The 20,647-nt window shown below is 74.6% G+C and carries 18 protein-coding genes; 11 read left to right on the forward strand and 7 right to left on the reverse strand.

Annotated elements, in window-relative coordinates:
- Positions 1 to 2 precede the first annotated feature (2 nt).
- Positions 3 to 764, reverse strand: a complete 762-nt coding sequence (locus QP090_RS21000) for a glucose 1-dehydrogenase (protein WP_285940820.1) — start codon at positions 762 to 764, stop codon at positions 3 to 5.
- A 176-nt stretch (positions 765 to 940) separates the two neighbouring features.
- On the opposite strand from QP090_RS21000, the gene QP090_RS21005 reads away from it, so the two are divergent.
- Complete coding sequence (locus QP090_RS21005; RefSeq protein ID WP_285940821.1) at positions 941 to 1,093, forward strand: hypothetical protein; 153 nt, start codon at positions 941 to 943, stop codon at positions 1,091 to 1,093.
- Here the strand turns inward: QP090_RS21005 and QP090_RS21010 are convergent, their stop codons facing one another.
- Positions 1,094 to 1,789, reverse strand: coding sequence for a hypothetical protein (locus QP090_RS21010; RefSeq protein WP_285940822.1), 696 nt, complete (start codon positions 1,787 to 1,789; stop codon positions 1,094 to 1,096). It abuts the gene before it with no gap.
- A 95-nt stretch (positions 1,790 to 1,884) separates the two neighbouring features.
- Between QP090_RS21010 and QP090_RS21015 the strand changes: the two genes are divergently transcribed.
- A complete protein-coding gene (locus QP090_RS21015) occupies positions 1,885 to 2,346 on the forward strand; it encodes an NUDIX hydrolase (RefSeq protein ID WP_285940823.1) in 462 nt (153 codons plus the stop codon).
- A 148-nt stretch (positions 2,347 to 2,494) separates the two neighbouring features.
- Entirely contained in the window at positions 2,495 to 3,451 is a 957-nt protein-coding gene (locus tag QP090_RS21020; protein ID WP_285940824.1) for a DUF5996 family protein, read from the forward strand.
- On the opposite strand, the gene QP090_RS21025 is transcribed toward QP090_RS21020, so the two are convergent.
- From QP090_RS21025 to QP090_RS21040, 4 genes are read right to left on the reverse strand one after another with little or no spacing between them, the layout of a single operon-like run.
- Complete coding sequence (locus QP090_RS21025; protein ID WP_285940825.1) at positions 3,422 to 5,650, reverse strand: transglutaminase TgpA family protein; 2,229 nt, start codon at positions 5,648 to 5,650, stop codon at positions 3,422 to 3,424. The two genes, QP090_RS21020 and QP090_RS21025, sit on opposite strands and share 30 nt — an antisense overlap.
- A complete protein-coding gene (locus QP090_RS21030; protein ID WP_285940826.1) occupies positions 5,647 to 6,777 on the reverse strand; it encodes a DUF58 domain-containing protein in 1,131 nt (376 codons plus the stop codon). The genes QP090_RS21025 and QP090_RS21030 overlap by 4 nt, the downstream gene beginning before the upstream one ends.
- A gap of 48 nt (positions 6,778 to 6,825) precedes the next feature.
- Positions 6,826 to 7,821, reverse strand: a complete 996-nt coding sequence (locus QP090_RS21035; protein ID WP_285940827.1) for an AAA family ATPase — start codon at positions 7,819 to 7,821, stop codon at positions 6,826 to 6,828.
- Entirely contained in the window at positions 7,821 to 9,977 is a 2,157-nt protein-coding gene (locus tag QP090_RS21040; RefSeq protein ID WP_285940828.1) for a fibronectin type III domain-containing protein, read from the reverse strand. The genes QP090_RS21035 and QP090_RS21040 overlap by 1 nt, the downstream gene beginning before the upstream one ends.
- Positions 9,978 to 10,364: 387 nt before the next feature.
- Between QP090_RS21040 and QP090_RS21045 the strand changes: the two genes are divergently transcribed.
- Positions 10,365 to 11,111, forward strand: coding sequence for a M50 family metallopeptidase (locus QP090_RS21045; RefSeq protein ID WP_432763060.1), 747 nt, complete (start codon positions 10,365 to 10,367; stop codon positions 11,109 to 11,111).
- 180 nt (positions 11,112 to 11,291) lie between these two features.
- Here the strand turns inward: QP090_RS21045 and QP090_RS21050 are convergent, their stop codons facing one another.
- Complete coding sequence (locus tag QP090_RS21050; protein ID WP_285940830.1) at positions 11,292 to 11,717, reverse strand: ATP-binding protein; 426 nt, start codon at positions 11,715 to 11,717, stop codon at positions 11,292 to 11,294.
- 106 nt (positions 11,718 to 11,823) lie between these two features.
- Between QP090_RS21050 and QP090_RS21055 the strand changes: the two genes are divergently transcribed.
- The 7 genes from QP090_RS21055 to QP090_RS21085 are packed head-to-tail and all read left to right on the forward strand — an operon-like array spanning position 11,824 to position 20,633.
- Positions 11,824 to 12,636: a helix-turn-helix domain-containing protein gene (locus tag QP090_RS21055; RefSeq protein WP_285940831.1), complete on the forward strand. Its 813-nt coding sequence runs from the start codon at positions 11,824 to 11,826 to the stop codon at positions 12,634 to 12,636.
- A complete protein-coding gene (locus QP090_RS21060) occupies positions 12,633 to 12,833 on the forward strand; it encodes a DUF397 domain-containing protein (RefSeq protein ID WP_285940832.1) in 201 nt (66 codons plus the stop codon). Before QP090_RS21055 ends, QP090_RS21060 begins: the two co-directional genes overlap by 4 nt.
- 59 nt (positions 12,834 to 12,892) lie before the next feature.
- Complete coding sequence (locus QP090_RS21065; RefSeq protein ID WP_285940833.1) at positions 12,893 to 14,191, forward strand: SWIM zinc finger family protein; 1,299 nt, start codon at positions 12,893 to 12,895, stop codon at positions 14,189 to 14,191.
- Positions 14,188 to 15,750 carry a DUF5691 domain-containing protein gene (locus tag QP090_RS21070; RefSeq protein ID WP_285940834.1) on the forward strand — a complete coding sequence of 521 codons (1,563 nt, stop codon included), beginning with the start codon at positions 14,188 to 14,190 and terminating at the stop codon, positions 15,748 to 15,750. The genes QP090_RS21065 and QP090_RS21070 overlap by 4 nt, the downstream gene beginning before the upstream one ends.
- Positions 15,747 to 16,877, forward strand: a complete 1,131-nt coding sequence (locus QP090_RS21075) for an ATP-binding protein (protein ID WP_432763061.1) — start codon at positions 15,747 to 15,749, stop codon at positions 16,875 to 16,877. Before QP090_RS21070 ends, QP090_RS21075 begins: the two co-directional genes overlap by 4 nt.
- Before the next feature lie 52 nt (positions 16,878 to 16,929).
- Positions 16,930 to 19,410, forward strand: coding sequence for a DUF5682 family protein (locus tag QP090_RS21080; protein ID WP_285940835.1), 2,481 nt, complete (start codon positions 16,930 to 16,932; stop codon positions 19,408 to 19,410).
- Positions 19,407 to 20,633, forward strand: a complete 1,227-nt coding sequence (locus QP090_RS21085) for a VWA domain-containing protein (RefSeq protein WP_285940836.1) — start codon at positions 19,407 to 19,409, stop codon at positions 20,631 to 20,633. Before QP090_RS21080 ends, QP090_RS21085 begins: the two co-directional genes overlap by 4 nt.
- Positions 20,634 to 20,647 lie beyond the last annotated feature (14 nt).

Genomic DNA, 20,647 nt, shown 5'->3' on the forward strand with positions numbered 1-20,647 from the left:
GGTCAGTCGATGGTGTCGCCGCCGTCGACCGGCAGCGCGACGCCGGTGATGTAGGCCGAGCGGGGGCTGCACAGCCACAGCGCGGCCTGCGCCTGGTCGTCCGGCTCGCCGATCCGGCCCATCGGGATCCGCTCGGCGACCATCGCGGCCTGCTCGGGGACCTCCTCGGTCCAGCGGCGCACGGCCGGGGTCATCGTCATGCCGGGGCAGATCGCGTTCACCCGGACCCCCGCCTTGGCGTACTCGAGCGCGGCCGTCTTGGTCAGGCCGATCACCGCCCACTTCGCCGACACGTACGGGGACAGCCCGTACTGCCCGGTCAGCCCGGCGGTGGAGGCGGTGTTGACGATCGCCCCGCCGCCGCCCTGCCCGGTCATCTGGATGATCTGGTGCTTGAGGCCGAACAGGACGCCGAGCACGTCCACCGACAGCACCCGGTCCCACCATTCGGCGCGCTGCTCGGCGACGGGGTGGCTGGGTGCGCCGAGCCCGGCGTTGTTCACCGCCCAGTCGAGCTGGCCGTAGCGCTCGACGACGGTTCCGACGAGCGCCGCGACCTGCTCCTCGGACGTGGTGTCGGCCCGCGCGAACGACGCCGTGCCACCGTCCTCCTCGATCAGCCGGACGGTCTCGGCGCCGCCGGGCTCGTCGATGTCGGACACCACGACGCTCGCGCCCTCGGCGGCGAACGCCCTGGCCATGGCCCTCCCGAGGCCGGCCGAAGCGCCGGTGACCAGTCCCGCCCTGCCGTCCATCAGTCCCATGCGCCCGTCCCCCCGGATCGTCGGCTGCCCCCTGTGCGGCTCCTACCCGGCCCCGACCATTCGGACACCATTGAGCAATTCGGGCAGATTCCTCGTCCTTGGCATGGGGATATAGCGATCGTCCGCTATACCCTACAGAGGTACCGTATATCTGCACTCGTGAAGGAAGAGCACTGTTGAGCAGGGACCTGGACGACATCCTCACCAGCCGTACGACCGCTGACCTGCGCGGACGGGGCAGCGTGAAGTGGCGCGAGTATCCGCCGGACGCATCGCCCCTGCACACCATGGTGACGTCGGTACAGGAACTGTCCGGATGGCTGCGGTGATCAAGCTCCGCGGTGTTGTCGCCGGAGATAGGGGCTGAAGTGGCTGGCGACGATCTCCGCGATCGCAGCGGCATCACGGGAGCCGTCTACTTCGATCACCCGGATACCGAGCCGGCGGGCGGTGCGGACGGCGTCCTCGGCGACGAGGCGGTCTCGGGCGAGGCGATTGGCCTGTGCTCGGGCCGGATCGCTGAGGCGGTGCCCGAGCGAGGCGGCCCGGGGAAGTTCACGGGTCTGGTGTCGGCGGAACTCTGACGTGGGCACCATGACGACCATCCGGCGCGGTGAGTCGATGACGGATGCGACGAGTTCGGGGCGGAGTCCCCAGCCTTCGGCGATGATCGGATGGCCGGAGACGAGCGCGCGTAGGTCGTCCAGAACCCACTCGAACCGGCGGGGGAACTCGGCGAGAGTCTCGGTGGCCATCTCCTCCGGGGTGGTGTGGACCCACATCCTGTCCAGGTCGGGCTCAATGGCGGGCTCACCGAGGCCGGCTCGACGGGCGATCCGGCGATCGTTGTGACCGCGGGCGTCGTGGTAGTCGTAGTGGTAGACGGTGACGCCGTACTGGACGGCCAGCAGCCGGGCCACGGTCGACTTGCCGGCCCACTGGCCGCCGCCGATCCACAATGCCTGGTGCAAGGTGCCGAAGGGATCCCAGACTCCGTTGCCCGCCGGGGAGCCGGGGCTGGTCATCTGTTCTCCTCCCGCGGAGGCCCATCCGCAGACCACCCGGAAGAGGTTAGCGTCTCGGTGCGGTGAGGCCCTCGTCCCGGGCGAGGACGAGCAGGTTGAATCCCGCTCAGCGAGAGGCGGCGACCAGCCGCAAGCCGTCCGCGAGTGTCCTGGTCCGCGACGAAGCCGGGCGGGTGCTGCTGCTCCGCCGACCGGACAACGGCTTGTGGACGATCCCGACCGGTGGCCTGAAGAAGAACGAGACGATCACCGAGTGCGGGATCCGGGAGTGCCGCGAGGAGACCGGCATCGACACCGAGATCACCGGGCTGGTGGGCGTGTTCACCACCCCTGATCACGTGATCGAGTACGTCAAGGGCGGGAAGGTCGATGAGGTGCGGCAGCCGGTGAACGTGTGCCTTCACGCCCGCCCGGTCGGTGGTGAGCTCACCACGACCGATGAGGCGTCCGCGGTGCTGTGGGTCGACCCTGCCGATCTCGCCGGGCACGAGATCCATCCGGCGCTGCGCCGCCGCATCGACCACGGGCTCAAAACGGCCGAGCCGCACATCGACTAGCCAGGCCGTGTTTCAAAGCCCGGCCCGGCCTCCTCGCCTGGCGGCCCGGACGCCGACCGTCGTTGGTGGGCGTGAGCTTGCCCGTGGTTCGGGCAAATTTCTTGGCAAGAACAGGCGCGGGACGGGCGGGCCCGGGTAGGAGCGCGGCATGAGCGACACGCTGCCGGACCTGCCGCTGATGGCATGGGAGCCGACCAAGGACACCCTGCACCTGTACACGCAGATCGTCGGGAAGATCCAGCTCGCCTCGGCGCCGCCGCGCAACCACTGGTGGCACGCCACGCTGCGGGTGAACGAGAGCGGCTACGGGACCGGCCGGATGGTGCACGACGGGGTGAGCTTCGGCATCGCCTTCGACCTGGTCCGGCACCGCCTGGTGGTGCGGACGCCGGGCCGCGAGGAGGCGATCCCGCTGCGCGACGGGCTGTCGGTGGCCGAGTTCCACGACAGCCTGTTCGCGCTGCTGCGCGAGCTGGGCGTGCACGTCAAGATCAAGGCCAAGCCGTTCGGGGTGCCGATGACCACGCCGTTCGCCGACGACACCGAGCACGCCGCCTACGACCGCGAGCGGGTCGAGGACTACCGCGACGCGCTGCTCCGGGTGGACGAGGTGTTCCGCGAGTTCCGCGGGTGGTTCACCGGGAAGAGCAGCCCGGTCCAGCTCTTCTGGCACAGCTTCGACCTGGCGATGGCGCGGTTCTCGGGACGGGCCGCGCCGCCGATGCCCGAGGCCGACCCGGTGACCCGGGAGGCCTACAGCCGCGAGCTGATCAGCTTCGGGTGGTGGCCGGGCGACCGGGCGGTGGCCGCGCCCATGTTCTACGCCTACGCCCACCCCGAGCCGGACGGGCTGACCGCGCAGCCGCTGGCACCGGACGGGGCGGCGCACTGGGAGCAGACCGGGACGACCCACCAGGCGCGGCTGCCCTGGGACCAAGTGCGGGCCGCCGCCGACCCGCGCGGGACGGTGCTGGACTTCCTCCAGAGCGCCTACGCGGCGGGCGCGATCACAGCGCGTTGGCCGTACGGCGACCTCCCGTCGAACTGGTGCCCGCCGCGCGGCCTGGTCGAGCCGTCACAGGCCGCCGGGACGTCCACTCCATAGCGACCTCGGGTGCAGGCGGCGCCTGAGCCTACGCATCCGGCCCGCCTTGGCGGTGACGAGCCGTCCGACCTCGTCGCTGTGCCGCCACGCCTCGTCGGCGGCCCGCGGGTCGGGGACGGACGGGGCGAACCGGCTGCGGTCGACCAGGTCGGCGAGGGGTCCCAGGTGCGCGTGCGCGCCGCGGCCGACGCTGCCCGCGCCGAAGCGGGCGACCTCGTGCGCGGTGAGGGTGCGGGCGGTGCCGAGACCGACGTCGCCCAGGTGGTCGAGCGCCTGGTGCCACGCCCCGGCGATGCGCGCGGCGGGCGGCCCGGCGCGGCGGCGGCGCCTACGCAGGGCGGGCGCGCTCAGGACGGCGAGGACGTACCCGGTCAGCAGCACCGCGACCGCCGACCCCGCGTACACCCACCAGGGCAGCGGCTCGTCCTGCGGCGCGGCGGGACGGACCGGCGGGGGCGGCTGCGCCGACTTGCCCGGCCCGGAGCCGCGGCGCTGGGACGCGGCGTTCTTCTGGGCCTGCTCCAGCTTCTTCTGCGTCTCGCCCACGGCGACCGCGTCGGAGTCCTTGGACCGGCGCGCCCCCTCGGGCAGCGGGTTGAACCGCACCCAGCCCAGCCGGGCGAACTTGATCTCGGGCCACACCATCACGTCGCCGGAGCGGACCTCGACCGTGCTCCCCGAGCGGGCGCCGCCGTCGAACCCGACCACGATCCGCGCGGGCAGGCCGAGCGACCTGGCCAGCAGCGCGTACGCGGTCGCGAAGTGCTCGGGGGTGCCGCGCCGCCCCTCGCCGAGGAAGTAGTCGATCTGCCGGTAGCCGTGCCCCGGCGGGGCCGTCACGTCGTACTTGGCGCGGCTCTTGAGGTACTCCACCAGCAGTCCGGCCTGCTGGATCGGGGACGCCGCGCCCCGCGCCGCCGACTGCGCGACCCGGCGGAACTCGGCGAGCTGCACCGGCGCCGCCTTCGCGCCCGGCCCCCACGGGAGCGCGGTCGCGGCCCGCGCCTCGGCGTCGCGCGCGACGGCCGCGCCGGCGAGGTCGCCCGCGTCCCATTCGGGCACCCGCGACACGACCCGGTAGCTCTGCCCCGGCCGGAGCGGCTGCGCGGCGGCGAGCGCGCCGCTGCCGGGGTCGACGACGACGCCGAGGCCGTCGACGCGGCGGGGCCGGTCGGCGGCGGGTGCCCACACGCCGGGCAGGTCGCGGACGGTGATCCGCTGGTCGGCGCCGTGCCGGCGGCCGGACGCGGCGACGCCGGGCGCGGGCGGCACGCGGCTGCCCGTCGGGACGAACCGGGCGGTGGACGACCACGTCACCCCGTCGAACCGGTCGAGCACCGCCAGCCGCCACGGCTCGGTCTGCGCGGACGTCACGCTGAACATCGGCTGAGCGGGGCTGAGCAGCCAGCCGCCGACCCGGTCGAGGGGGCTGACGCTGTCGCGCCGCTGCGGCGGCGGCGCCTCGACCTGCTCGCGCGGGTCGTACGGCTCGGCGCCGACCGGCACGTACGGCCCGGCGGCGAACGCCAGCGCGCCGAGCACCACCGCGGTCGGCACCCCGAGCAGCACCGGCCGCCATCCCGCGCCGCCCGCGCCGGCGCCGTCCACCCCCGGATCGGCCGCCCTCGGACCGTCCGGGCGCCGGAGCAGGACCAGCACGGCGGCCAGGACCGCGGTCGCGGCGACGAGCCCCGCGTTGGAGCCGGGACCGTCCACCCCGAGCAGCAATGCGACGCCCCACACGCCGAGCGCCGGAAGGCACGGCGCCGCGCGCAGCGAGGTGCGCAGCGCGAGTTCGGCGGAGGCGAACGCGGCCAGCCACACCAGCAGATGGACGAGCACGAGGAACTCGGGCTTGGCCGGCGCAGGGAGCAGCGTGGTGAGGATCGACTTCCACGAGCTGAGCACGCCCGCCCGCAGTGCCTGCGGGAACGTCCCGTCGGCGAGGGCCGGGCGCAGCACGGTCGCCGCGGCCGTCGCGGTCCAGGCCGCGGCGGTGAGCACGACCGAGATCCACAGCGGCCACCGCCCCGCCTTCCCGCGCGGCCCGGACAGCAGCGCCGCCAGCGCCGTCGGCACGACCGCCGCGACGGCGGCGACCGGCACGACGGGGCCGAGCCCGAACACCCGCTGGAACGCCAGCCCGGCGACGCCCGCCAGGCACGCGGCCGGCACGAGCGACAGGTGGTGCCGCCTCACCGGGACCGGCCCAGCAGCGGCCAGGAGGCGGCGAGCGCGTCCAGATCGGCGAAGTCGATCAGCTGCATGCCCGGCGGCGCGGACGCGGGCCGGTCCGGACGGACCCGCAGCACCACGACGCGGTCGAACCGCTTGCGCACCGCCGCGATCCGCCCCAGATCGGCGCCGCCGGACGCGACCACCACCAGCGACCCGCCCGCGCGCACCCGCCGGACGGCGTCGACCACCGACCCCGGACCGGGCTCGGGCGCGACCCGGGTCAGCCGGTCGAGCAGCACCTCGGCGTCGTCCGGGCCGCCCCGCGTCTCGGCCACCGGCCCGTTCCCGGTGCGGATCCGGACCGGGAAGCCCGCGCCCGCCGCGCCGGCCGCGACCGACGCCGCCGCGTCCACGGCCAGCTCGAAGTCGTCCGGCTCCGGCCACTGCTCCGGGCGGGCCTCCAGCACGACCGTGGTCGTCGGCAGGCTCGCGTCGACGAGCTGCCGGACCATGAGCGTCCCGGTCCGCGCCGACGACTTCCAGTGGACGTGCCGCATCTCGTCGCCGATGACGTACTCGCGCAGTGCGTGGAACGTCGCCGTCCCCGCCGGGGACCGGTCGCTGGTCGGCCCGTCCAGATGGTGCGCACGGCCCGACGGCAGCAGCGCCAGCGGCACCGTCCGCGGCCGGACGAGCAGCGTCTGGGGCGCGCCGTACTCGCGGACCCGGCGCGCCAGCTCCAGCGGGTCGGCCCGCACCAGCCGCAGCGGCCCCACCGGGATCTCGCCGCGCCGGCCGGTCGGCAGCCGGTACGTCACCGTCCGGGTGCCGCCGGCCCGCAGCCGCGGGACGTCGACCGCCACCGTCGTGGACCCGGCCGCGTCGTACGCGGTCAGCGCGCGCACGCCGCGCCCCTTGTTCGTCACGTGCAGGACGCCGACCGCGGGCTCGCCGCGGCCGACCCTCAGCGGCGTGATCTCCCGGCGGACCTCCAGCCTCGGCCGCGGCAGCGTCCAGCCGATCGCGACCGCGACCGCGGCCAGCCCCGCCAGCGCCAGCATCGCCGGCTCCGGATAGCCGAGCCACCAGCCCGCCGCGTACAGCGCCGCGGACCCGGCCGCCGTCCCCCACCCGAGCGGCGTCAGCACGCCCGCACCCCGCACCCCGGCGCCCCGCCGGGCCCGTCCGCCCGCACCTCAGACCCCGGCGGCCTGCGGGGTCGGCACGCCCGCCAGCACCTCGGCCACCACGTCGGCGCCGGTCCGGTCGCGCAGCTCGGCCTCGGGCGTGACGATCAGGCGGTGCGCGATCACGGGGACGGCGAGCGCCTTGACGTCCTCGGGCACGATGTAGGACCGCCCGGCCGCCGCCGCCCGCACCCGCGCGGCGCGCAGCAGCGCCAGGCCGGCCCGCGGGCTCGCGCCGAGCCGCAGCTCGGGATGCCCGCGGGTCGCCGCGACCACCCGCACCAGGTAGTCGTGCAGCGGCGCCGCCACGTGCAGCCGCCCGGCGAACTCGATCATGCGCGCCACGTCCTCGCGCGCCGCGACCGGCGGCATCCGGTCGAGCACCGCCCCGGTCGGCGCCCCGGCCAGCAGCGCCACCTCGGCCCGGTGGTCGGGGTACCCCATCGAGATCCGCATCAGGAACCGGTCGAGCTGCGCCTCCGGCAGCGGGTAGGTGCCGTCCATGTCGACCGGATTCTGCGTCGCGATCACCATGAACGGGCGCGGCACCGGGTGCGGCACGCCCTCCACCGTGACCCGCCGCTCCTCCATGACCTCCAGCAGCGCCGACTGCGTCTTCGGCGACCCCCGGTTGATCTCGTCCGCCACCACCAGGTTCGCGAAGATCGGCCCGGCGTGGAACTCGAACGCGGCGGCGCCCTGGTTGAAGATCGACACGCCGGTGATGTCACTGGGCAGCAGGTCGGGGGTGAACTGGATCCGGGTCCACTTGGCGTCCACCGACGCCGAGATGGCCCGCGCCAGGGTCGTCTTGCCCACCCCCGGCACGTCCTCGACCAGGAGGTGCCCCTCCGACAGCAGGCACACCAGCGCCAGCTCGACCTTCTCGCGCTTCCCGCGCACCACCCGCTCGATGCTCCCGGCCAGCCCCGCGAACATCTGCGCGAACCGCCCCGCCGCCGCGTCCGCGTCGGCCCGGCCCCCGCCACCCCCGTGCTCGCTCATCAGGTGCACCCCCACACGGTGGGCGCGGAGAGCTTGCCGGCGTTGGAGTTGGGCGTGGTGACGTAGAGGTCGCTCACCCACTTGATCCCGCTGTAGTCGATCTTGCTCCAGACCTTGCTCTTCAGGCTCGTGTTGTTCTCGTCGACGACCTGGTCGTCGGTGACCTGGCAGATCACCTTCACCGAGCCCGTGAAGCCCCGAGGGAACTCGCCGGCCTTCGGCGCGCTCTTCCCGGCCCCGGTGTGCAGGATCGTCTGGGTGGACCCGTTGTTGTGCCCGTTGTAGGTGTGGGCGTGGTTCGCGGGGTCCAGGTCGGCGGCCTTGCCTGCGGAGGTGGTCTCCCCGGCGCCGTTCCGCGCGGTCACGGTGAAGGTGTACGTCTTGCCGGTGCCGTTGGTGAGCCCGCCCACGTCCGCCGTGGTCCGGGTCTGCTCGGGGCTCGCGGCCCCGTCCCGGGTCACGACGTACTTGACGGCGTAGCCGGTGACCTTCGTCCAGGACAGGTCGGCACCGTGGTTCTTGGGCGTCACCGTCAGCGCGGGGGTGACGGTGGGCGCCTGGCAGGCGGTCGCGGCGACCTCGCCGGACGGGCTGAGCCGGGCCTTCCCGTCCTTGCCCCGGTACTCGGCGGCGACCTTGTAGGCGTGGGAGGTCCGGTCGCACGCCAGGCCGCCCACGGTGAAGGTGCGCTGAGGCGCGTTCGACGCGATCCGCGCGGGCTGCGCGCCCGCGACCGGACGGTCCGAGGCGTCCAGCAGGACGTACGCCGTGACCGGGTAGACGCCCTGCGGCTGGGACACGGGGGTGAACGACACCTGCACGCGGCCGTTCTCGCCGATCGCGCTCGGCGTCGGCGGGTCGGGCGCGGTGGGGTCCTTCTTCGGCGGCGGCGGCGCCGGGGGACGGGGCCCGCCGGGGGTGCCGCCGCCGTGGCCCTGGCCGCCGGTGTTGTTCTGGCCGCCCCGGCCGTCGCCCGGACGGGCCTGCGTCGGGATGGGCCTGCGCCGCCCGCCGGGGATCTTGTCGTCGTACTTCTGGATCCTCTTGCGGGCGCCGCCCGCGTCGAGGGCGAACGCCAGCGCGCCGTTGGGGTCGTTCACCCACAGCATGTGGTCACGGACGACGACCTCGATGGTCCCGCCGGGCCGGGTGGCCTGGATCGGGGTCTCCCAGCCGCCGGACACGATGTTGAACACCAGCAGGTGGCCCGCGGTGCGGTCGGCGAGGTAGACGCGCGGCCCGAGGACGTTCGGCGGCTCGTACCGGTGCTTCGGCATCCGCAGCGACACCGACCGGACCTGGCCGACCCCCGTGTCGAGCAGATAGAGCGAGCCGCCCGCGCCGAGCATCGGGACGGTGCCGCCGTCGGCGACGGCCGGGACCTTCACGCCGCCCGCCGCGCCGGTCACCGCGGGCGGCAGGTTGATCTTCTGGGTGCCCTCCGGCCGGACGATCAGCGCGGTCGCGGCGGTGCTGTTGGTCACCACCGGCGTGCCCGCGGCGATCGTGAGGCCCAGCCGGTCGCCGCCGCGCCCGGCCGCCACCGGCCGCCCCTGCCGCCCGTTCTGGAACGGGACGAGCTGCCCGGTCTGCGGCGCCGGCACCCACAGCGTGCCGCCGGCGTCGATGCCGGCCTGCGACAGCGGCGGGCTCAGCGTGGTGCCCTGCCCGACCGGGTTCAGGTTGAGCGGGTCGATCTGCTGGACGGTGCCCTTGACCGCGTCGACGGTGTAGGCGACGCCCGCCCCGGCGAGCACCTGGAGCCCGGCGCCGCCGACCGCCTTGCTCTGCGCGACCTTGAGCTGGGACGGGTCGATGCGGCTGACCACGCCGGTGGTCTCGTCCACGAGCAGCACGGTGGTGCCGTCCTGGACGATCTTGATCTTGTGCCCGCGCATCCGCGGGATCACCGCGGCCTTGCCGTCGACCTTGCCCGCCAGCCCGTTCGCGTGCACGACCAGGCCCTTGGCCGACGCGCTCAGCCACGACCCGACATCGGAGATCCGGTACCGGGCGCTGGCCGTGCCCACCCCGTACACCAGGGCGCTCACGCACAGCACGCCCACCAGCCCGATGGCGATCTGACCGGTCAGCCGGTCACGTCTGAAGAACCCGCGCGGACGCCCCGTCCGCCCGGGGGATCGGTCCCCGCTCAATCCCCGTCACCCTCTCGTCCGCGCCGGTGGCCACCCGCTCCTGAACTCGCGGTGGCGCCTCGCCCGGTCGACGATCCCCCGTACCGCCGGGGGCTCCCCGCGTCCTCGCGGGGGTCGTGCACTTCAACGCGAAGGGCACATTAGCGCTTATGAATCCCACAAGATAACGGGATATCCCGGATCTCACCGGGTGAACGGCGATGGTGCGGGCCCGGCCGAATTCCCGGCCGAATCCGCGAACTTCCCGGCCCGTCCATGCGTCTCAGGCACCTTCCGCGGCTTCGGTCCCGGGGCGGCGCGAGCGGTGATGTCCGAGGTGAACCGAACGCGAACGTTATCCCGGACGTCCTAGTGTTGGGCATCCCGAATGACGACTCCGAGGTGGACGTGGAAGACGTAAGCATCACCGATCTGTGGGACCGGGTCACCGGGACCCAGCCGGACCCCCCGTGGTGGCTGGTCGCCATCGTCGGACTGGTGGCGCTCGCCGCCGTCCTGCACGGCCCCACCTGGCGGGTGGCGCGCAACGTGGTGACGATCGCGCACGAGGGCGGGCACGCGCTGCTCGCACTGGTCACCGGCCGCAAGCTCGACGGGATCAAACTGCACTCCGACACCTCGGGCGTCACCGTGTCGCGCGGCAAGCCGCACGGCCCGGGGATGGTGTTCACCGCGCTCGCCGGGTACATCGCTCCCCCGCTGCTCGGGCTGCTGTTCGCCGTCCTGCTGGCGGGCGGGCGCATCACCCTGATGCTGTGGTTCTCGCTGGCGCTGCTGGCCGCGATGCTGGTCATGATCCGCAACGCGTACGGGCTGCTGTCGATCGTCGCCACCGGGGCGATCATCTTCGGGGTGTCGTGGCTCGGCGGCCCCAAGATCCAGGCCGGGTTCGCCTACCTGGCCGCCTGGTTCCTGCTGCTCGCCGCCGCCCGTCCGGTCGTGGAGCTCCAGCGGATGCGCGCCCGCCGGATGGCCCCGAGCTCGGACGCCGACCAGCTCGCGCACATGACCGGCGTCCCCGGCCTGGCCTGGGTGATGCTGTTCGCCGCGGTCGCGCTGGTCGCCCTGGTCGCGGGCGGCGCTCTGCTCGTCCCCGACTCCAGCGCGGTCTCCCTGCCAGACCTGCCCGGCTAGTCTCGAGCCCGGCCCGGTGTCCTCGCCTGGCGGCTCGGACGCCGACCGCGCTCGGGCGAGCGCGACATCGCTCCGCGATCTGCCCGGTGAGGCTCGCCTCCGGCTTCGCCTCACCGGTCAGGTAGCGCGCTCGCGCGACGGCTGAGGCACTTTGAGACAGGCCCCAGGCCCGCGCGAGGGTCAGGGTTTGAGTCGAGCCCAGACCCATTTGCCGCCCTGGGGGTCCAGGCAGTGGCCCCATTCGACGGCGATGGCGGCGACGATCGGCAAGCCCCGGCCGCCGTTGTCGTCCCAGCCCGCCTCGGCCAGGTCCAGGGTGTCGAGGGTGAGGTCGACGAGCGGCCGGGGCTGCGGCACGCAGGCGCTGGGATCCCAGACGGCGACGAGAACGCCGGCCACATCCCGGCTGAGCTGGAAGCGGATCTCTCCACCGGCCGCCACGGCCGACGCGTTCGTGATCAATTCCGAAGTGATCAGGGACGCGTCGTCCGAGATGTGCGTGCAGTCCCACGTGCCGAGATGTGCTCTCACCAGAGTGCGCGCGAGACCCGCCGCCGCCCTCGACGCCGGCAGGGATATCAGCAGGCAGTCAGGCGTTGTCGTCATCGTGTCGGCCCTTCCTGAGGAACTTCACCATCCGTGCCCCAAGAATCACTCTGCGTGGCTAGAGTTCGGCGTATTCGTAAACATCCCAAACAACGGGGAGTGACCGATGAGCGCCGCCGACGAGATCGACCCCATGTCGTCCCTCTATGCCTGGCTCGCCTATGACCTGCGCTTCCACCGACAGAAGCGCCGCCTCACCGGCACCCAGGTGGGAAAGATCATCGGCTGCGTCCGCTCACATGTTGCGAATCTCGAAGCCGGACGCGCGCGGATCGACATGGATCAAGCCAAGGCACTGGACAAAGAGTGGGGAACGGGCGGCCACTTCCAACGGCTGCTCTGGTTCGCCCGAACAGCCCATGACCCCGACTGGTTCCGGCAGAGCGCGGAGTTCGAGGCGCGGGCCAGGGTCATCCGTGCCTATCAGGGACAGGTCATCCCCGTGCCGTTCCAGACGGAGGCATACGCACGCGCCGTCCTCGCCATGGCCCGCGTCAAGGATCTGGACCGGGCGCTTCAGAGCCGTATGGCGCGACAGGAAGAGCTCCTCGGCCGGGACGACCCGCCGCTGTTCGTGACACTACTCGACCAGGATGCGCTGGACCGGCCGATCGGTGGACCGCAGGTGGCGAGGGCGCAACTCCAACAGCTGCTGTCGCTGGGGGAACTGCCGAACGTGATTCTCCGGGCGATCACCCGGGCGACCGGGGCTCACGTCGGACTGAACGGGCCGTTCCAGATCATGAGCCTGGAGAAGAGGGATGTCGCCTACATCGGCGCGTTCCACGGAGGCCGCTTGGTTCAGGAACCTGCCGAAATCCGAGATCTCACCGTAGATTTCGAACTGATCGGGGCAAAAGCGTTGCCAGAGGACGCGACGCGGATCCTGATCGAGAAGCTCATGGAGGGTTACTCATGACGATCTCCTGGCGTAAGAGTTCCTACAGCGGGAGTGCGACCGACGAGATGTGCGTCGAGTTGGCTGATCTAGCGCAAGGCATTGGGATCAGGGACTCCAAGAGCCCGGCGGGTGGGCGGCTCGTGGTGGGGCGGGGCGGGTTCGGCGGGCTGGTGGGGCGGATCAAGGGAGGGGCGCTGGACCTTCCTCCGCGCTGAGGTGCGGGGCGCCGGGCGGAGCGGGGTGAGTGTCGGACCCCACCGATAGTTTCGGCTGTGTGAGCGATCGATGGGGTCGGGAGCACGTGCTCGGCCTGGCGCCCGACGCGGCGTCGGCCAAGGCCGCGGGCGGGGTCTCCAAGCCCGCCAAATGGAACGAGTTGGGCTGTGATGACGAGACCGTTTGGGGTGAGTGCCAGGGCAGCGGCAGGAGCGCCTACCGGGCATGCGTCGATCTGACCGAGCCGGCGTTCCGCTGCTCGTGCCCGAGCCGCAAGTTCCCGTGCAAGCACGCGCTGGGGCTGCTGCTGATGTGGAGCGGCGGGGCGTTCGCCGGGGGCGCGCGGCCCGCGTGGGCGGACGAGTGGATGGAGCAGCGCCGGGAGCGCGCCGGCAAGGCGCAGGAGCGCCGGGCCGCCGCCGGCGCCAAGGCGAAGGACCCGAAGACCGCCGAGCGGCGCGAGCGGCGGGTCGACGACGGGCTCGGCGACCTCGACCAGTGGCTGCGCGACCAGGTGGCGCACGGCCTCGCGCATGCGGAGAAGTCCCCCTACAAGGTGTGGGACGACGCGGCGCGGCGGCTCGTCGACGCCCAGGCGGGCGGGCTGGCCGGGCAGGTCAGGGGGCTGGCCGCGATCCCGAGGCGGCCCGCGTGGCCCGACCGGCTGCTGGAGGAGTACGCGCTTCTGCGGCTGCTCGTCCGGGCGCATCAGCGGCGCGGCGAGCTGCCGGCGGCGCTGGGCGAGACCGTCCGGGCGCGGGTGGGGTTCACCGTGCCGCAGGAGGACGTGCAGGCCGGGGGCGAGCGGGTCCGCGACCACTGGTGCGTCACGGGGTCCCACGACTCCGCGCAGGACCAGCTCACCACGCGGCGCGTCTGGCTGCGCGGGCGGCGGACGGGCCGTCCGGCGCTGGTGCTGTCGTTCGCGGCGCCCGGACGTGCGCTGGACGCGTCGCTGGCGGCCGGCACCGAGATCGACGCCGAGCTGGCGTTCTACCCGGGCGCGCAGCCGCTGCGGGCGCTGGTCGCCGAACGGCACACGGCGCCGACGCCGGGCGTCCCGGACGGGACAACCGTGCACGGCTTCCTCGAGGAGCGCGCTTCGGCGCTCGCTCTCGACCCGTGGCTGGAGCGTTGGCCCGCGACCCTGGCGGACGTGCGGATCGCGCGCGATGGCGCGGGTGCCCTGTCGGTCATCGACCCCGACGGGGACGCGCTGCCCCTGCGGACGGCCGATCCGTGGCGGCTGCTGGCGGTGTCGGGCGGTGCGCCGGTCACGCTCGCCGGGGAGTGGACGCACCAGGGACTGCGGGTCCTGACGGCCTGGTACCGGAACGAGGAGGTCGTGATCCTGTGAGCGCATGGGAAGAGCACGTCAGCGCGGCGCTGGTCGGCACCGAACGGCGCCCGGCGCCCGCGCTGCCCGAGGCGCCGGACGAGGTGGGCGACCCGGCGGGGCGGCTGCTCGACCAGGCGGCGGTGCTCGCGCTGCGGCGCCGCGCCGGGCTGCGGCCGTCCGCGCCGGACGCCGGCGGCGCCGAGCCGGTCGCGCACGCGCCGGCCGAGGACGTCCCGGCCGTACCGGCCGACGCGGCGGCCAGGCTGAGCCGCATCCTGGCCGGTGAGCAGGCCCGGCTGCTGCCCGAGTGGCTCGACACCGCCGCCGCGAACGGCCTGCGGGTGCCGCCGCGGCTGCTTCCCGAGCTGCTGGAGAAGGGGCGCGGCGACCGGGCGCTGCGGCCGTCGATCGCGCGGGCGGCCGGACGGCGCGGCGTGTGGCTGGCGTTGCAGAACACCGACTGGGCCTACCTGGTCGGGTCCGGCGACGACCCGGGCGGCGGCGCCGAAGTGTGGGAGACCGGCACCCGCCACCAGCGCATCGCGTACCTGACCCGGCTGCGGGGCGACGACCCTGAGGCGGCGCGGGAGGCGCTGCGCGGCACGTGGGGCCGGGAACCGGCGCCCGACCGGGCCGCATTCCTCGCCACGTTCGAGCATGGCCTGTCGCCCGCCGACGAGGAGTTCCTGGAGGGCGCCCTCGAGGACCGCGGCCAGGACGTCCGGCAGATCGCCGCCGACCTGCTCGCCCGGCTGCCCGGATCGGCGTACGGGCAGCGGATGGCCGTGCGGGCGCGCGCCTGCCTGCGGCCCGGGTCCCCCGCCGGGGCCGAGGGCGCGCCGACCCTGATCATGGTCGAGCCGCCGCGCGCGCACGAGGAGGGCCTCGCCCGCGACGGCGTCCCGTTCCATCCGAGCGGGTCGTTCGCCTCCGGCCAGGCGACCGGACGCGACCCCGTCGGCACCCGCGCGGCGTGGCTGCGCGAGATCCTCGCCCGCACGCCGCTGGCGACGTGGACCGAGCTGTTCGGGCTGCCGCCGGACGAGATCGTCCGGCTGCCGGCCGGGGGCGGCGGCGAGCGCACCGCCCGCGATCTGCGCATCGGGTGGGCCCGCGCGGCGCTGCGCCAGCGCGACACCGCCTGGGCGCGGGCGCTGCTGGAGGGCGACCTGCCGGTCGGCGAGCCCGAGGCGCTCGCCGAGCTGCTGCCGGTGCTGTCCCCCGCCGAGCGCGACCGCGCCGCCGCCGGGCTGGTGCGCGCGGCCAAGGTCGGCCCGAGCGTGCTGCGCGTCCTCGACCGGCTGCCCCGCCCGTGGAGCGGCGCGCTCGCCGACGCGGTCATCGCGGCCATTGCGATGGCCGCCGCGCCCGGCTCGGAGGTCCCGCACACGTCCCTCGGCCGGCTGTGCGGCTACGCCGAGGAGCGCCTAGACACCGAGCCCGGCCCCGCCGCCACGTCCCGTCTCGCCGCGCTGGCGGCCTCGATCGCGCCCGGCTCGATCGCCGCGACCCACATCGCCGAACTCGCCGAGACCCTGCGTTACCGCCATGACATGTTGAAGGAGCTCGCCCCGTGACCACAGCCGACCCGAGCACAGGCGCCCCGAGCACAGGCGCCCCCACCGCAGGCGCCGTCCTGCGTCCGCACGCCGAACAGCAGTACGCCGATGAGCTGACCCGGCTCGCCGAGCACGACGACCGCGCCCGCCCGCCGGGCTGGCGGCTGTCGCCGTGGGCCGTCACCACCTACCTGCTGGGCGGTGAGCTGCCGGACGGCTCGGAGATCACCCCCAAGTACGTGGGGCCGCGGCGGCTGATGGAGGTCGCGGTCGCGACGCTCGCCACCGACCGGGCGCTGCTGCTGCTCGGCGTGCCCGGCACCGCCAAGACGTGGGTGTCGGAGCATCTGGCCGCCGCCGTCAGCGGCGACTCCACCCTGCTGGTGCAGGGCACCGCGGGCACCGCCGAGGAGTCGGTCCGGTACGGGTGGAACTACGCGCGGCTGCTGGCCGAGGGCCCGTCCGAGCGGGCGCTGGTCGAGAGCCCGCTGATGCGCGCGATGCGGCTGGGGTCGGTCGCGCGGATCGAGGAGCTCACCCGGATGCCGAGCGACGTCCAGGACGCCCTGATCACGATCCTGTCGGAGAAGACGCTCCCGGTGCCCGAGCTGAACACCGAGGTCCAGGCCACCAAGGGGTTCACCGTCATCGCGACGGCCAACGACCGCGACCGGGGCGTCAACGACCTGTCGAGCGCGCTGCGCCGCCGGTTCAACACCGTGGTGCTGCCGCTGCCCGAGAGCATCGAGGACGAGGTCGGCATCGTCGCCCGCCGCGTCGACCAGATCGGCGGGTCGCTGGAGCTCCCCGAGACGCCCGCCGGGCTGGAGGAGATCCGCCGCGTCGTCACGGTGTTCCGCGAGCTGCGGTCCGGCCTCACCGGCGACGGCCGCACCAAGCTCAAGTCGCCCAGCGGGACGCTCAGCACCGCCGAGGCCATCTCGGTGATCACCAGCGGGCTCGCGCTGGCCGCGCACTTCGGCGACGGCGTGCTGCGCGCCGCCGACGTGGCGGGCGGCATCGTCGGCGCCGTCGTCCAGGACCCGGTGTCCGACCGGGTGATCTGGCAGGAGTACCTGGAGACCGTCGTGCACGACCGCGCCGAGTGGCGCGACTTCTACCGCGCCTGCCGGGAGGTCTCCTGATGCCGCCCGCCCCGTCCCGTCCCGGGCGCGCGCCCGGCCTCGGAGGCGGCCCGTGAACCGGACGGACCGCTCCCCGGCGGGCCCCGTGGTCGAGGTCTACGGGATCCGCCATCACGGGCCGGGCTCGGCGCGCGCGCTGCGGCGCGCGCTGGAGGAGTTCAAGCCCGGCGCGGTGCTGATCGAGGGCCCGCCGGAGGCCGACCCGATCGTCGAGCTGGCGGGCGACCCGGGCATGGTCCCGCCGGTCGCGCTGCTCGCCTACGCGCCCGGCCGCCCGCAGGGTCCCGGCGCGGCGCCGTCCGCGGGCGGGACGGCGGGGCCCCGGGGCGACGGCGGGCGGCGGGCCGCGTTCTGGCCGTTCGCCGAGTTCAGCCCCGAGTGGCAGGCGATCCGCTACGCCCTCGCGGCCGACGTGCCCGTCCGCTTCTGCGACCTGCCCGCCGCGCACCAGCTCGCCCCCGCCGAGGACGAGACGCCCGGCGGCGGCGAGCCGCCCGCTGCCGTCGAGCCGCCCGCCGAGGACGAGACGCCCGCCGAGGACGTGCCGCCTGCCGGGGACGAGACGCCCGCCGACGGCGTGCCGGGCGAGACGCCCGGCACCGGTGCGGAGGCCGCGCCGGACGAGCCCGCCGAGCAGGAGATCCGGCTCGACCCGCTCGGATGGCTGGCGAAGGCCGCCGGATACGACGACGCCGAGCGGTGGTGGGACGACGTCGTCGAGCACCGCGGCGAGGGCCCGTCGGCGTTCCCGGCGATCGCCGAGGCGATGGCCGAGCTGCGGGCCCGGCTCGCCGAGCTGCCGGACGAGGCCGCGCTCGGCCTGCCGCCCGGCTACCTGCGCCGTGAGGAGCAGCGCGAGGCGCACATGCGCCGCACCCTGCGCCGCGTCCTGCGGGAGGGGCACGAGCGGGTCGCGGTCGTCTGCGGCGCCTGGCACGTCCCGGCGATCCTGGCCAAGGTGCCGGCCGCCCAGGACGACCGGACGCTGCGCGGGCTGCCCAAGGCGAAGATCTCGATGACCTGGGTGCCGTGGACGCACGGGCGGCTGGCCGGGCGCTCGGGCTACGGCGCGGGCGTGCGGTCCCCCGGCTGGTACCACCACCTGTTCACCGCGCCCGACCGTCCGGTCGAGCGGTGGCTGACCCGCGCCGCCCGCGTCCTGCGCGAGGAGGACCTGCACGTCTCCTCGGCCCACGTGATCGAGGCGGTGCGGCTCGCGGACGCGCTCGCCGCGCTGCGCGGCCGTCCGCTGGCCGGGCTCGACGAGGTCACCGAGGCGACCCGCGCCGTGCTCTGCGAGGGCGCCGACCTGCCGGTCGAGCTGATCCAGCGCCGGATGGTCGTCGGCGAGCGGCTCGGCTCCGTCCCCGAGCGGACCCCGATGGTGCCGCTCCAGCGCGACCTCCAGGCCGAGCAGCGGCGGCTGCGGCTCAAGCCGTCCGCGCTCGACCAGGAGCGCGACCTCGACCTGCGCAAGCCCACCGACCTCGACCGCAGCCGCCTGCTGCACCGGCTGCGGCTGCTCGACGTCGACTGGGGCGTCCCGCAGGAGGGCGGCCGTTCCAAGGGCACCTTCCGCGAGACGTGGACGCTGACGTGGCGGCCCGAGTTCGGCGTCGAGCTGATCGAGGCCAGCGCCTGGGGTACCACCGTGCACGGCGCCGCCACCGCCCGCGCCAAGGCGATGGCGCTGGGCGCCGAGGCGCTCGCCGACCTCACCTCGGTCGCCGAGCGGTGCCTGCTCGCCGACCTCGGCGAGGCGCTCCCGACGGTGATGCGGGCCCTCGCCGACCGGGCCGCGGTCGACACCGACGTCGCCCGGCTGATGGCCGCGCTGCCCGCGCTGGTCCGCGCGCTGCGGTACGGCGACGTGCGCGGCACCGCGACCGGCCCGCTGCGCGCCGTCGTCGACGGCCTGGTGGCGCGGATCTGCGTCGGGCTGCCGCCGGCGCTGTCGGGTCTCGACGACGACGCCGCCCGCGCGATGCTCGCGCACGTCGACGCGGTGCACGGCGCGCTGGCGCTGCTCGCCCACGAGGGCCACACGCTGCGCTGGCAGCGCGCCCTGGAGAGCCTGGTCGCCCGCCCGTCCGGCCTGCACGGCCTGCTGGAGGGCCGCCTCACCCGGCTGCTCCTCGACGCCGGGCGCCTCGACGACGTCTCCGACCGGATGGCCCGCGCCGTGTCGGTCGGCGCGTCCCCCGACCGGGCCGCGGCGTGGGTCGAGGGCTTCCTGTCCGGCGGCGGGCTGCTGCTGATGCACGACGAGGACCTGCTCCGCCTGGTCGACGCGTGGATCGTCGGACTGCCCGGCGAGTCGTTCACCGACGTGCTGCCGCTGCTGCGCCGCACGTTCGGCCAGTACGAGGCCGCCGAGCGGCGCGCGATCGGCGAGCGGGTGCGGCACCTCGGCTCGGCGCCCGCGCGCGGGCCCGCGGCGCCGCGCGACGACGGCGAGGACCTCGACGCCGAACGCGCGGGCCGGGCCGCCGCGACGGCACTCACGATCCTCGGCTGGGAGGCCCGCCCATGAGCACCGAAGGCACGCGCAGGGAATCGGGCGCGCGGACGAGCACGGAGGCGGGCACGACGACGGGCACGGAGGCGGGCAGGGCCGAGCGGCTCAGGCGGTGGCGGCTGCTGCTGGGCGGCGAGTCCGCCGACGGCACCGGTTGCACGCTCACCGGTGACGAGGCGCGGATGGACGCGGCGCTCGAACGGCTCTACGGATCCGGTGGGCGGAAGGGTTCCGGGCGCCGCAGCGCGGGCCTGGGCGACTCGGCGCCGTCGGTGGCGCGGTGGCTGGGCGACATCCGCGCCTACTTCCCCTCGACCGTCGTCCAGGTGATGCAGAAGGACGCCATCGAGCGGCTCGACCTGACCCGGCTGCTGATGGAGCCGGAGATGCTCGACGCGGTCGAGCCCGACGTGCACTTGGTCGGCACGCTGCTGTCGCTCAACAAGGTGATGCCCGACCGGGCCCGCGAGTCGGCCCGCGCCGTCGTCCGCAAGGTCGTGGGAGAGCTGGAGCGGCGGCTCGCGCAGCGCACCCGCTCGGCGATCGGCGGGGCGCTGGACCGTTCGGCCCGGGTGCTGCGGCCCCGCCGCCTGGCCGACGTCGACTGGCAGCGCACCATCCGCGCCAACCTGCGGCACTACCTGCCCGAGCACGGCACGCTGGTGCCCGAACGGCTGATCGGGTACGGGCGGCGGCAGCAGGCGGTCAAGCGCGACGTGGTGCTGTGCATCGACCAGAGCGGCTCGATGGCCGCATCGGTGGTGTACGCGAGCGTGTTCGGGGCGGTGCTGGCCTCGATGCGGTCGCTGCGGACCTCGCTGGTGGTGTTCGACACCGCCGTGGTCGACCTGACCGACCAGCTCCACGACCCGGTCGAGGTGCTGTTCGGCACCCAGCTCGGCGGCGGCACCGACATCAACCGGGCCATCGCCTACTGCCAGGGCCTGGTCGCGCGGCCCGACGACACCATCATGGTGCTGATCAGCGACCTGTACGAGGGCGGCGTCCGCGCCGAGATGCTCCAGCGGGTCGGGGCGCTGACCGCGGCGGGCGTCCAGGTCGTGGTGCTGCTCGCGCTGTCGGACGAGGGCGCGCCCTCCTACGACCACGAGAACGCCGCCGCGCTGGCCGCCCTCGGGGTGCCCGCGTTCGCCTGCACGCCGGACGCGTTCCCCGATCTGATGGCCGCGGCCGTCGAGCGCCGCGACCTCAAGGAATGGTCGGAGCGCAACCTGTAACACGCCGGGACGCG

The organism is Actinomadura xylanilytica, from assembly GCF_030283145.1.
GTDB lineage: Bacteria > Actinomycetota > Actinomycetes > Streptosporangiales > Streptosporangiaceae > Spirillospora > Spirillospora xylanilytica.